The organism is Catellatospora vulcania (assembly GCF_009720385.1).
Lineage (GTDB): Bacteria > Actinomycetota > Actinomycetes > Mycobacteriales > Micromonosporaceae > Catellatospora > Catellatospora vulcania.
Genome location: NZ_ML769305.1, coordinates 211,244 through 223,619 on the forward strand (window position 1 = coordinate 211,244; position 12,376 = coordinate 223,619).

Here is a 12,376-nt window from a genome sequence, read left to right on the forward strand (position 1 = left end):
CGCCCACCGTCGATGCGTGATCATGCGGGCGGTTCGCTCGTTGCACCTCCGTAGCTCCCTCGACGCACGGAAGTGAGCCCGATGATGGTGATCAAACGGCGTTCGCTGCTCGGCGGCGCGGCCGTGGCGGGCGGGCTGTTCGCCGCCGGTCCCTTCAGCGGGTTCCTGGCCCGCCAGAGCGCCCCGCAGCCGCCCACCCGGATCAAGCTCGCACCCGTGGCCGACCTGCGGGACGGGGTGCCGCGCCTGTGGGTGCCGGACGGCTTCGCCTACCGCTCCTTTCACGACACCGAGTGGCCCGTCGTGCTCGACGACGGCAGCAGGCTGCCGGGCAGCCACGACGGCATGGGCGCGTTCCAGGCCCCCGGCGGCAACACCATCCTGGTACGCAACCACGAAGTCAAGATCACCGGACAGGCGTTCGGGCCCGGCAACGTCACCTACGACCCGGCGGCCTGCGGCGGCGCCACGACTATCGAGGTCACCCGGTACGGCGAGGTGGTGCGCTCGCACACGAGCCTGAGCGGCACGCACACCAACTGCTGCGGCGGGCGGATGCCGTGGGGCACGTGGATCAGCTGCGAGGAGACCGTGCACGGCCCGGACGTGGCGGGCCTGGGCAACTACCTGCTCAAGGAGCGGCACGGCTTCATCTTCGAGGTGCCCGCCCAGGGCGCGGTGGACCCGGAGCCGATCACTTCGGCGGGCCGCTTCGCGCACGAGTCGGTGGCGTACGACCCCGGCGGCGGCGCGCTCTACCTCACCGAGGACAACTTCGCCTTCGCCAGCTGCTTCTACCGCTACCTGCCGCCGCGTGCGCCGGACCCGCAACGCGCGGACGGGCGGGGCATCGCCGACGGCGGCAGGCTGCAGGCGCTCGCGGTGAAGGGCCGCCCGCGCCTGGACCTCGCGGCCGCCCAGGAGCCCGGCGCGGTCTTCCCGGTGACCTGGGTCGACATCGACGACCCGGCGCCGCGCTTCGCGTACACCGCGGGCGTGCCCGCGCCGACCAGCGAGCACAAGGCGCTGCGCCACGTGGGCGACCAGGGCCGCGACGGCGGGGCTGCGCTGTTCTCGCGCCTGGAGGGCTCGACGTTCCGGCAGGGCGTCGTGTTCTTCACCTCCACGCAGGGCGGCGGCCGGCCGGAGAAGGACGAGGGGCCCTTCGACAGCGGCTACGGCAACGGCCACGGGCAGATCTGGGCGTACCACTGCGCGGAGGAGGTGCTGCGGCTGGTGTACCAGGCGCCGGCGGTCGACGGACTGGACTTCCCGGACAACATCACCACCAGCCCCAACGGCACGCTCATCCTGTGCGAGGACGGCGCGAACAACAACTACGTACGCGGGCTCACCCGGCACGGGCAGGTGCTGGACATCGCGCTCAACCGCCTGACCAACCGCGCCGGAGTGTCCCGCGAGGCCGACGAGTTCGCCGGCTGCGCGTTCAGCCCGGACGGCCACACGCTGTTCGTGAACGTGCTGGCGATCCACGGGATGACCTTCGCGATCTGGGGGCCGTGGGCGAAACTCGGAATCTGAGCGCGGCGCACGCTCAGCCCCGGCGGCAGGGCTGGAAAACTGCTATGTGCGCAGGTCCAATTGCGAGATCATCGACGTATGGGCACTCTGCCACAGCTGTCGACCAACCTCACCCTTGATGACTCCGACACTCCTCGGGACGTCGTCGACGCGATGATCCTCGCCCCGTTCAGCACGGGCGAGCAGCCGTACGCCCACACCGCCCGCCTGCCCCGCGTCCGCAAGGACGCCGACCTGCTGCCACAGGAGGGGCGAGTGCTGCGCGTGGCCACGGACGACGGCCTGCGCAGCCACCTCGCCGCAGGCGACGGCTGGACGCTGCGCGCCGCGCGCTGGCGCGGCGGCGTCGCCGAGGTCACCGTCACCGCGACCACCGAGGAGCTGGCGCTGCGCATCCTCGACGCCGCCACGCGCAACGCGCGGGAGGACCACGTCGAGCGCGCCGACACGGTGCCGATGGGCTTCTGGCACCACTCGGCCAAGCGCGGCGCGCAGCGCAGCACCCGGCCGATCACCACACCGTCGTGGGACGCGATCCGGGACAACTACTCCGCCGACGTCGCCGGCTCGCTGGAGCGCCTGATGACGCTCACCCCGGACTCGATCAGCGGCCGCCTGCTGCTGCTGCACGGCGTGCCCGGCACCGGCAAGACCACCGCGCTGCGCGCGCTCGCGCGCGCATGGTCGTCGTGGTGCCAGGTCGACTGCGTGCTCGACCCGGAGCACCTGTTCCACGACTCCAGCTACCTGATGGAGGTGGCCATCGGCGACGACGAGCAGGAGGAGCGCCGCTGGCGGCTGCTGCTGGTCGAGGACTGCGACGAGCTGATCTCGTCAGCGGCGAAGGCGTCCAGCGGCCAGGCGCTGTCACGCCTGCTCAATCTGACCGACGGCCTGCTCGCCCAGGGGCGGGACGTGCTCGTGGGCCTGACCACCAACGAACCGCTCAACAAGCTGCACCCCGCCGTGGTCCGCCCCGGCCGCTGCCTGGCCCAGATCGAGGTGGGTCCGCTGCCCTTCGCGCAGGCGAGCGCCTGGCTGGGCAGCACGGTGGGCCTCAGCTCGTCCGGCGCCACGCTGGCGGAGCTGTTCGCCATCCAGCGCGGCGACCGCGACCTGGTCCAGCTCACGCCCGAACCCTCCACCGGCTGCTACCTGTGATCCAGGGGTGTCACGAGCCGCGCCCTGCATAGACGCCGGCCGCCGCGTGGGGCCGGGTTCAGAGCAGGCGGCTGCGGCCCCAGCCGCGGTTCATGCGCCAGGCGGCGTACAGGCCTGCGGCGAGCGCGACGAGCAGCAGCACACCGACGCCGCGCAGCACGGCGCCCGTGTCACCGGCCGTCGCGCCGGACAGCGCCCGCAGCGCCCAGTATCCCGGCGACGCGGGCGCGATCGTCCGCGCCCAGCCGGGCAGCAGCGACAGTGGCACCATCGCGCCGCCGAGCGTGGACAGCAGCAGCGCGCCGAGGTCGTTGACCGCGCCGAGCTCGCTGTGGCTGCGTACCGTCACCGCCGCGGCGGCGCCGAGCAGCAGCAGCGTGACCGCCCAGGCCAGCCCCGCCAGCGCGAGCAGGTCCGGGCGGGCCACCCGCAGGCCGAGCGCGACGACGCCGTACCCGAGCACCACCGCCTGCTGCGCCAGCAGCACCCCGCCGAGCGCGACCGCCTTTCCGGCCAGGATCTGCCACGCCGACGCGGGCGTGGCCCGCAGCCGGTCCAGGGTGTGCCAGGAGCGCTCGGTGAGCAGCGAGCCGCCGACGATGGACAGCCCCAGCAGCGAGAACAGCACCAGCATGCCGGTGACCGCGTGGGTGGTGCCCTGGTCGCCGATGGCGGCGCGGTAGAGCGGGCGCAGCACGGTGATCATCACGAGCGGCATGCCGATGCGGCTGATCACCGCGCCGGGCTCGGCCGCCAGCAGGGCCAGGTTGATCCGGACGAGGGCGAGGCTACGCATGGTCGGCCGCCAGGGCGTGGTAGAGGTCGTCGAGGGTCTCGTGCCCGGCGAGCAGCTCGCCCTGGCTGCCGCGGCTGATGACCCGCCCGGCCCGGCAGACCGCGAGCGTGGCCCCGAGGTCGGCCAGCTCGGGCAGGTAGTGGGTCGTGTACAGCACGGCCGCGCCGTCGGCGGCGTGGGCGCGTACGAGTTGGAGCAGTGCGGCGCGGGTGCCGGGGTCGGCGCCGGTGGTGGGCTCGTCGAGCAGCAGCAGCGCGGGGCGGTGCAGCATCGCGGTCGCGGCCTGGGCGCGCCGGCGCTGTCCGCCGGAGAGCAGCCCGACGGGCCGGCGCAGCACGTCGGTGAGGCCGAGCGCCTGCGTGGTGTCGTCGACCGCCTGCCGCAGGGCGCGGCCGCGCAGCCCGGCGAGCGCCCCGAACAGGCGCAGGTTGCGTTCGACGGTCACGGACAGGTACAGCGCGATCTCCTGCGGGGCGACGCCGATCAGGTGGCGGGCGCGGGCCGGCGGCAGGCCGCCCACGGTCACCGTGCCCTCGTCCGGGCGGGTCAGCCCCGTGACGATCTCCACGAAGGTGCTCTTGCCCGCGCCGTTGTGGCCGATCAGGCCGCAGATCTCGCCGGGCGCGAGGGTGAGGTCGAAGCCGTCGAGGGCGGTGACCGGGCCGTACGCCTTGCGCACCCCCGACGCGTGCAGCACCCCGCGCCTCCTTTGTGATCTACGCTGTATAGATCTACACTGTAGAGCATGGCGGAACAGGGTGTCGAGGCCCGGCGGCGGGAGATCCTGACCGCCGCGCTGGCGCTGGCCGACGAACGCGGCCTGGACGCGCTGTCCATGCGCGCGGTCGCGGCAAGGGTCGGCGTGACGCCGATGGCGCTGTATCCCCACGTCGGCAACAAGGACGCGCTGCTCGACGGCCTGGTCGACCTGCTGCTGGCCGAACTGCTGCCCGCCGCGCGCACGGCCGGGCCGTGGCACGAGCGGTTGCGCGCCATCGCCCACGCGGGCCGCGCACTCGCCCACCGGCACCCCGCCGCCTATCCCCTGCTGCTGTCGCGCCCCGCCGTCACACCGGACGCGGTGCGCCTGGTGGACGCGCTCTACCGGGCGCTGCTGGACGCGGGCGTGCCCGCGGCGCAGGTGCCCCGGCTGGAGCGGCTGGTCTCGACCTACGTGCTCGGCTACGCGATCGGCGAGATCACCGGCCGCTTCGCGCCGGCCGATCCACGCCGGCACGCACGGGCCACGGCCGCCGGTGGCGCGGCGCCCGCACATCAAGAGCTTTCGGGGGTACTGGCACAGCCCCCCGACTGGGATGCCGAGTTCGCCGCAGGCCTCGACGACCTGATGCACGTCATCACGGGCCACGTCCCGTCGGCGGAATCCGCTCGTCGACTGTCCAACCACTGACACGCCGTTCCAGCTCACCGAGCGTTAGGAAGGTGCCCTTCCTCTACGAATAGCGATATGAAGGTGCCCCTCCTTTCCCAAGGGTGCTTGGCGGGGGTGCGCGAGTCTGCCATCGTTGGGCCGTGACCGTGTCGGAGAGCGTCCCGCAGCAACCGCAGCCGTCCCATGTCGCGCTCGCCACCAGGCGGTGGGCGGATGCGCTGGTGGACGACTCCGGGCGCAACCAGCTGGCGTACTACCGCGATCTGCGGGCCGGCACGCTGCGGTTGGACACCGCGCAACCGGTGGCGGTGACGGCGCTGACGGCCGGGCGCACCGTGACGCTGCGTCAGCTGTTTCCGGACGACGTCGCGCATGCCGATGCGATGCGCCGGGCGCGGACCATCCGGACCCGGATGCGCACGCTCGCCGAGGAGCGCGGCGTCGACGTCGGCTACCTGGCCAGCGGGATCGCGAGCTGGTGGGAGTCGGATCGCACGCCGCGCTCGCCGGTGCTGCTGCACCGGCTGACGGTGCGGACCACGTCGGCGGCCGAGACCGACTTCGCGCTGACGCTCGATCCGGAGCCGACGGTCAACCCGGTGCTGCTGTTCAAGCTGTTCAAGGAGCACCGCCTCGACCTCGACCCGGAGACGCTGCTCGACGCGCTGCCGGAGGGCCCCTACGATCCGCTGCCGCTGTTCGAGCAGCTGGCCAAGGCGGCGCAGGACGTGCGCGGCTTCACGGTCAGCCCGGAGCTGCTGGTGGGCACGTTCCTGTACGAGAAGCTGCCCATGGTCGCCGACATCACCGAGCACAGCGAGCTGCTGGAGAGCAGCGAGGTGATCGCCGCGCTGGCGGGCGACCCGCGGGCGCTGAGCGAGCTGTACGCCACCGCCCCGGTCGAACCCGACGCGCCGGACCGGCTGCTGCCGGGCGACGAGTTCCTGGTGCTGGACGCCGACTCGTCGCAGAGCTACGCGGTCAACGCCGCGGTCGCCGGGCACCACCTGGTGGTCAAGGGGCCGCCGGGGACGGGCAAGAGCCAGACCATCGCCAACATGATCATGGCGTTGGCGGCCCGGGGCCGCACGGCCCTGTTCGTCGCGGAGAAGCGCGCCGCCATCGACGCGGTGCTCGACCGGCTGAACCAGGTCGGTCTCGACGACCTGGTGCAGAACCTGCACGGCGACCAGAGCAGCCGCCGCGAGCTGGCCCGCGCGCTGGACTCGCGGCTGCAGCGGGCCCGGCACGAGACCCGGCCGACCACCGAGGACACCGACCGCAGCCTGGTCGACACGCGCGCCGCGCTGTCGCGCCACCACGCGGCGCTGCACCACCGGCACGACCCGTGGGGCCTGTCCATGTTCGAGCTGCAGTCGCGGCTGCTGGGCGTCAGCCCCGCGGACATGACTCCGCAGCGCTGGTCCGGCGACGACCTGGTCCGCCTCGACGCCCCGACCGCGGCGCGGCTGCGCGCCTCGGTGACGGAGCTGGCGCAGCTCGGCGCGTTCGACCCCGAGCCCGGCCCGGGACCGTGGGTCCGCTCGACCGTGCCTGACCGGACCACCGCGCAGCTGGCGTACACGCTGGCCGGGCAGGCCGCGACGACGCTGGCTCCGGCCCGTCAGCAGCTCACCGCGCTGGCCGCGCAGCTGGGCCTGTCCGTGCCGGGCACGTTGAGTTCGGCGCAGAAGATGGCCGCCCTGCTGTCCGAGGTGGACACCACGCTGCGGCGGCTGCGGCCGGAGGCTTACACCGCCGACCTCGCCGCCTGGATCACCGCGTCGGCGACCGGCCCGGAGCGCGGCAGCATGGGCTTCTGGCAGCGGCGCAAGATGCTCAAGCAGATCCGGGCGCACTGGATCGCGCCCGGCCGCCCCAGCACCGCCGAGCTGCACGAGGCCGCCGTCGCCGCGGCCGACGAGCTGGCCCGCTGGCGCGTGGTGAGCCGCGACGGGCAGCCGCCGCGCACCAGCCCGTCGGCCGCCGCCTCGCTGGCGGTGTTCGCCGAGTTCACCGGCGCGCTGGAGTCGCTGCGCGGCTACGTGCCGATCGACAACGACGACCTGACCCTGCTGCAGCCGGAGCTGGACCGGCTCGCCGGCGACCAGGCCGACCTGCTGCGCACCGCCCGGCGCAACGAGCTGGCCGCAGGCCTGGTGGACTGGCGCGCCCGGCGGCTGCTGGACGAGCTGGCGGCCCGCGGCGTCGGCGGTGACACGGCCCGTGCCGGGGCCGCGTTCGACCACGCATGGCTCAGTTCGGTGCTGGAGCACGTGCGCTTCACCGACGAGCACCTGTCGGCGTTCCACGGGGCTGCCCTGCACGCGGCGGTGACCGAGTTCCACACCGCCGACGCCGCGCACATCACCGCGGCCGCGCAGCGGGTGCGGCACCTGGCCGCCCGAAACCTGATGGCGGTGCTCGACGAGTTCCCCGAGCAGCAGCAACTGGTCCGCCGGGAGGCCGCCAAGAAGGCCCGGCACCTGCCGGTGCGGCGGCTGTTCGAGCAGGCCCCGGACGCGCTCACCGCGCTCAAGCCGTGCTGGGCGATGAGCCCGCTGCTGGTCAGCCAGGTGCTGCCGGCCCGGGTGCTGTTCGACGTGGTCATCTTCGACGAGGCCAGCCAGGTCGAGCCGGTCGACGGGGTGCCCGCGATCATGCGCGGCCGCCAGGTCGTGGTGGCCGGCGACGAGCACCAGCTGCCGCCGACGAACTTCTTCCAGCGCGCCGACGGCGACAGCGACACCCCCGACGACGGCACCGCGCTCGGCGACGACGTCGAGTCGCTGCTGCAGGCGTTCGCGCACACCCTGCCACTGCCGCAGGTGCGGCACCTGGCCTGGCACTACCGCAGCCGCGACGAGCGGCTCATCGCGTTCTCGGACCGGCACGTGTACGCCCCGAACGGCAACGCGCTGACCACGTTCCCGGGCGCGGACGCCGGGGACTGCATCAGCCACGTGCTGGTCACCGGCGAGGCCGACCCGGACGCCTCCGCCGAGAGCGGCAGCGCCGAGGTGCGCCGGGTGGTGGAGCTGATCCTCGCGCACGCAGCAGGGCGGCCCGCCGAGTCGCTGGGCGTCATCACCATGGGCATCACCCACGCCGAGCGCGTCGACGCCGCGCTGCGCCGCGCCCTGGCCACCCGCCCGGAGCTGGAGCCGTACTTCTCCGAGCACGGGCACGAGCCGTTCTTCGTCAAGAACATCGAGCGGGTGCAAGGCGACGAGCGCGACGCGGTGATCCTGACCATCGGCTACCCGAAGGGCCTGGACGGGCGGATGCTCTACCGCTTCGGGCCGTTGAACACCAAGGGCGGGCACCGGCGGCTCAACGTGGCCATCACCCGGGCCCGCCGCCGGATGACCGTGGTCAGCTCGTTCACCCACCTGGACATGGATCCGCAGCGGCTGCGCGCCGAGGGCGCGGTCATGCTGCGCGACTTCCTCGCGTACGCCTCCTCCGGCGGCCGCCGCGAGACCCTGGCTACGACGACCTCCCCGGCGCTGAACCCGTTCGAGGCCGACGTGCTGGCCAAGCTCACCGCGGCGGGCATCCCGCTGGTGGTGCAGCACGGCGTGGGCGGGCACCGCATCGACTTCGCGGCCACCCACCCCGACGACCCGGAGCGGCTGGTGCTGGCGATCGAGGCCGACGGGGCGTCCTATCACGCCTCGCCGACGGTGCGCGACCGCGACCGGCTGCGCCAGCAGCACCTGGAACGGCTGGGCTGGCGCTTCCACCGGATCTGGTCCACCGACTGGATGCGCCAGCGCGAGGTCGAGATCGCCAAGGCACGGGCCGTGTACGACCTCGCGGTGTCGGAGTCGGCGGGGCTGCCGATGGACACCGTCGCCGAGGGCGTGACCCTGCGGCTGCCCTCGGCGACCCCGCGCAGCCTGCCCAAACCCGAGCTGCCGCCGGCCACGCAGATCACCGAGGTGCCGCGGCAGACGCTGGTGGACCTGGTCCGCTGGATCGAGAGCGACGGCCTCAACCGCACCGAGGACGAGGTCGTCGCCGAAGCCACCACGGAGCTGGGCTTCGCCCGCCGCGGGCCGCGCATCACCGAGACGCTGCGCCAGGTCCGCCGCGAGACGATCGAGGGCGGCGCTACTTCTTGACGGCGGTGCGCAGCACGTCGCGCACCGCGTCGAGCATCGGGATCTGGTCCAGTTCGGCCGACGAGTGCCAGCTGGGTTCGACCATGATGCCGTCGGGCTGCGGGCGCAGGTCGCCGCCGAGCACCGTCACGCCGTAGAGCATGAACACGCCGTGGAAGTCGATGCCACCGTTCAGCTGACGGTGGTCGGAGCCGACCTCCAGCAGCGCGTCGACGCGCACCTCCAGGCCCGTGGTCTCGGCGAACTCGCGCACCACCGTCTCGGCCGGGTGCTCGCCGTGCTCGATGGTGCCGCCGGGCGGCATCCACTTGCCGAGGTCCCCGTGGGCGCTGCGGCCGATCTGCACGAGCAGCACGGTGTCACCCTCGCGCGCCAACCCGTACGCCGAGACCCGCTGCCACTGCCTGACCATCGTCACGTTGAGAAAGCCTGCCATGTTCTCGCGCGGTCGCACAGATGGTCGAACCGCTGATTCGCCACGCAGAGCGCTTCTCCCAGCTCACACCTGCCACATCTGGGCGGGCTTGATCGCGGTTTCCGGTCGGAAAGTGTGGCCTGCCCGCATTTCCTGACCGGAAACAGCGATCACCACGCCCCCACGAGCGGCACGCGGACGGCGGCGGACTCCCCCGGCGCGGGTGCGCCGCCGGGTGGACGCGCCGCGAACAGCAGGTTGACCGCACGATTTCACCGGTTCGGGGGAGGTGAAGTCACCCTTTAGACGAAACCGCAATGACATATGCCACCGCCTATGCTCGCGGTCATGGCACGTGACCCCGACTTCGACCCCGGCAAGCTGGTCGAGCACGACTCCGGTGAGTTCAGCCTGACCTTCGACGACTTCGACGACTATGTGGACATCTTCGACGAGCAGGGCTGGCTCGGCAACGGCTACGCCTGGGAGGGCGTGGTGCAGGTGCTGCTGGCCGAACGCGCGCCGGAGGTGCTCGACCAGATCGAGTTCGACTCCGAGGCGGACCTGTTCTCGGTGCGCGCCGGCGACATCGAGCCGCTGGCGGAGGTGGCCGCCACCATCCGCGAGGCGGTCGTCGACCTCGACGTGCTGGCCGACGCCATCACCCGCGCCGAGGAACAGGGCCTGCTCGACTGATATCGGGTGCCGCGATCGGGCGGATCGGCTAGTTTCCGCCCATGGCCGACCTGACCTACCCGCCCAAGCCCCGCCCCGGTGACCGCATCGCGGTCCTGTCTCCGAGCGCGGGGCTGCCCGCGGTCTTCCCTGACGTGTACGAGCTGGGCCTGTCCCGGCTGCGCGACGAGTTCGGGCTGGTCCCGGTGGAGTTCCCGACCACCCGCGCGGTGGCCGCCACCCCGCGGGAGCGGGCCCGCGACATCAACGCGGCCTTCGCCGACCCGTCCATCGCCGCGGTCATGGCCAGCATCGGCGGCGACGACCAGATCACCGTGCTGCGCCACCTCGACGACGAGGTGATCCGGGCCAACCCCAAGCCCTTTTTCGGCTTCTCCGACAACACCAACCTGCTCAATCACCTGTTCGGCCTCGGCGTGGTCGGCTTTCACGGCGCGACGGTGATGGCCTGCCTGGCCCGCGGCGGCGCGATGCACCCGCTGTCGGCGAGCAGCCTGCGCGCGGCCCTGTTCACGCCGGGCTGGCACGAGCTGACCGCCTCGGCCGACTACACCGACGAGCCGAACGACTGGGCGGACGCCTCCCTGCGCGACGTGCCGCCGCGGATGCGGCCTGCGGACGGCTGGGCGTGGGAGGGGCCGCAGCGGGTCGTGGAAGGGCCGCTGTGGGGCGGCTGCCTGGAGATCCTGTCCTGGCTGCTGCAGGCGGGCTTCGTCGCGCCACCGGAGCGCTTCGACGGGCACGTGCTGGTCCTGGAGACCTCCGAGGAGATGCCGAGCGCCGACGAGGTCTTCCGGACGCTGCGCAACATGGGCGAGCGCGGCATGCTGGGCCGCTTCGGCGCAGTGCTGGCCGGGCGGCCCAAGGCGTGGCACTTCGACCGGCGCAACACGGCCGGGCAGAAGGCCGCGTACCGGGCCGAGCAGCGCGACGCGGTCCGCCGGGCCGTGGCGGCGTACGCGCCGGACGCAGTGCTCGTGTTCGACCTGGACATCGGCCACACCGACCCGCAGCTGGTCCTGCCGATCGGCGGGGACGTGCGGGTCGACGGGGTGGCGCGGCGCATCAGCGTGCGCTACTGATCAGGGCTCGGGCGGCGAGAACACGACCCGGGTCTGGGGCAGGCCTTCGGGGTGATGCTCGCGCACGTACGCGATGAGCTTCTCGCGGATCTCGCAGCGCAGGTCGTAGGCCTTCGCCGCGTCGTCGGCCGAGGCCAGCACGCGGACCACCATCGCGGTCTCGGTGGTGTCGACGACCTGAAGCACCCAGTCCCGGCGGTCCCACAGCGGCGACGCCTCGACGACGCGCTGCGCCTCGGTGCGCAGCGCGTCGACCGGCATGCGGTGGTCCAGGTAGAGGACCGACGCGCCGAGCACCCGGGAGTCGTTGCGGGTCCAGTGCTGGAACGGCGTGGTGGTGAAGTACGTGGTGGGCAGGACCAGCCGCCGCTCGTCCCACAGGCGCACCACGACGTAGGTCAGCCGCAGCTCCTCGACGCGGCCCCACTCCCCCTCGACCACGACCACGTCGTCGAGGCGCAGCTCGTCGGTGAAGGCCAGCTGCAGCCCGGCGAAGATGTGCGCGAGGGTGGCGTGGGCTGCCAGCGCGGCGACCACACCGGCCAGGCCGGCCGAGGCCAGCAGGGACGCGCCCAGGGTGCGCAGCGGCGCGAAGGTCATCAGGATCGAGGCGATGGCCAGCAGGGTGACGGTGACCGCGGTGAGCCGGCGCACCATGCCGATCCGGGTACGCGCCCGCCGGTAGCGCCGGTTGTCGGCGACGTCCACCGGCAGCCGCCGGAACGCGGCGTCCTCCAGCACGAACAGCACCCGCACCGCGAGCCACGCCGACGCCCCGATGAGCGCGATGATCAGGGCGTGGTGCACGACCTCGCGGGCCGCACCGGTCAGCTGGGTGAACGGCAGCGCCACCATCAGCGCCACCACCAGCAGCACGGCCCGCCACGCCCACCGGCACGCCTGGCTGAGCTGCTCCAGGAACCGCCGGTAGCGGCGGCGGGCGACCAGCCGCACCACGAGCCGGGACAGCCAGCCGACGACGACCGCGGCGAGGACCGCCACGGTCACCACGATCGCCGATCGCATCAGCTGCTCGGCGTCCATCAGCGGCGACCGGTGCTGGTCGGCGTCACAGTGTCACCTTCTCCGGCGGCGGGGTACGAGATCACGTTCTCATCCCTACCCGCGCCCCTGAACGCGAAACGCCGCCTTTGCCGGGCAGTC

At 73.0% G+C, this 12,376-nt stretch carries 10 protein-coding genes; 6 read left to right on the forward strand and 4 right to left on the reverse strand.

Annotated elements, in window-relative coordinates; translation table 11 throughout:
- Window positions 1-81 precede the first annotated feature (81 nt).
- Together F6W97_RS12875 and F6W97_RS12880 are read left to right on the forward strand one after the other, a co-directional pair.
- Complete coding sequence (locus F6W97_RS12875; RefSeq protein WP_230686628.1) at window positions 82-1,542, forward strand: PhoX family protein; 1,461 nt, start codon at window positions 82-84, stop codon at window positions 1,540-1,542.
- Between the two features lie 78 nt (window positions 1,543-1,620).
- Window positions 1,621-2,703 (forward strand): DUF5925 domain-containing protein, encoded by a 1,083-nt coding sequence (locus F6W97_RS12880; RefSeq protein WP_155370500.1) that lies wholly within the window; start codon window positions 1,621-1,623, stop codon window positions 2,701-2,703.
- A gap of 58 nt (window positions 2,704-2,761) precedes the next feature.
- Here the strand turns inward: F6W97_RS12880 and F6W97_RS12885 are convergent, their stop codons facing one another.
- Together F6W97_RS12885 and F6W97_RS12890 are read right to left on the reverse strand one after the other, a co-directional pair.
- On the reverse strand, window positions 2,762-3,499 hold the full coding sequence (locus tag F6W97_RS12885) for an ABC transporter permease (protein WP_155370501.1): 738 nt from the start codon (window positions 3,497-3,499) through the stop codon (window positions 2,762-2,764).
- Entirely contained in the window at window positions 3,492-4,196 is a 705-nt protein-coding gene (locus F6W97_RS12890; RefSeq protein WP_155370502.1) for an ABC transporter ATP-binding protein, read from the reverse strand. Before F6W97_RS12890 ends, F6W97_RS12885 begins: the two co-directional genes overlap by 8 nt.
- Before the next feature lie 48 nt (window positions 4,197-4,244).
- Between F6W97_RS12890 and F6W97_RS12895 the strand changes: the two genes are divergently transcribed.
- Together F6W97_RS12895 and F6W97_RS12900 are read left to right on the forward strand one after the other, a co-directional pair.
- Window positions 4,245-4,910: a TetR/AcrR family transcriptional regulator gene (locus tag F6W97_RS12895; RefSeq protein WP_155370503.1), complete on the forward strand. Its 666-nt coding sequence runs from the start codon at window positions 4,245-4,247 to the stop codon at window positions 4,908-4,910.
- Window positions 4,911-5,032: 122 nt separating this feature from the next.
- On the forward strand, window positions 5,033-9,019 hold the full coding sequence (locus tag F6W97_RS12900; protein WP_155370504.1) for an AAA domain-containing protein: 3,987 nt from the start codon (window positions 5,033-5,035) through the stop codon (window positions 9,017-9,019).
- Here F6W97_RS12900 and F6W97_RS12905 read toward each other — a convergent pair.
- Window positions 9,009-9,431, reverse strand: a complete 423-nt coding sequence (locus tag F6W97_RS12905) for an NUDIX hydrolase (protein WP_230686649.1) — start codon at window positions 9,429-9,431, stop codon at window positions 9,009-9,011. The genes F6W97_RS12900 and F6W97_RS12905 overlap by 11 nt on opposite strands.
- Before the next feature lie 351 nt (window positions 9,432-9,782).
- On the opposite strand from F6W97_RS12905, the gene F6W97_RS12910 reads away from it, so the two are divergent.
- On the forward strand, window positions 9,783-10,130 hold the full coding sequence (locus F6W97_RS12910; RefSeq protein ID WP_196279111.1) for an Imm51 family immunity protein: 348 nt from the start codon (window positions 9,783-9,785) through the stop codon (window positions 10,128-10,130).
- A gap of 41 nt (window positions 10,131-10,171) precedes the next feature.
- Entirely contained in the window at window positions 10,172-11,212 is a 1,041-nt protein-coding gene (locus F6W97_RS12915; RefSeq protein WP_155370507.1) for a S66 family peptidase, read from the forward strand.
- Here F6W97_RS12915 and F6W97_RS12920 read toward each other — a convergent pair whose 3' ends face one another.
- Window positions 11,213-12,256: a mechanosensitive ion channel family protein gene (locus F6W97_RS12920; protein ID WP_155370508.1), complete on the reverse strand. Its 1,044-nt coding sequence runs from the start codon at window positions 12,254-12,256 to the stop codon at window positions 11,213-11,215.
- Between the last annotated feature and the right edge of the window lie 120 nt (window positions 12,257-12,376).

Bases quoted from the DNA above. Each gene is read 5' to 3' on its own strand.
- F6W97_RS12875 (WP_230686628.1), top strand. From the start codon at position 82: ATGATGGTGATCAAACGGCGTTCGCTGCTCGGCGGCGCGGCCGTGGCG.
- F6W97_RS12880 (WP_155370500.1), top strand. From the start codon at position 1,621: ATGGGCACTCTGCCACAGCTGTCGACCAACCTCACCCTTGATGACTCC.
- F6W97_RS12885 (WP_155370501.1), bottom strand. From the start codon at position 3,499: ATGCGTAGCCTCGCCCTCGTCCGGATCAACCTGGCCCTGCTGGCGGCC.
- F6W97_RS12895 (WP_155370503.1), top strand. From the start codon at position 4,245: ATGGCGGAACAGGGTGTCGAGGCCCGGCGGCGGGAGATCCTGACCGCC.
- F6W97_RS12905 (WP_230686649.1), bottom strand. From the start codon at position 9,431: ATGGTCAGGCAGTGGCAGCGGGTCTCGGCGTACGGGTTGGCGCGCGAG.
- F6W97_RS12910 (WP_196279111.1), top strand. From the start codon at position 9,783: ATGGCACGTGACCCCGACTTCGACCCCGGCAAGCTGGTCGAGCACGAC.
- F6W97_RS12915 (WP_155370507.1), top strand. From the start codon at position 10,172: ATGGCCGACCTGACCTACCCGCCCAAGCCCCGCCCCGGTGACCGCATC.
- F6W97_RS12920 (WP_155370508.1), bottom strand. From the start codon at position 12,256: ATGGACGCCGAGCAGCTGATGCGATCGGCGATCGTGGTGACCGTGGCG.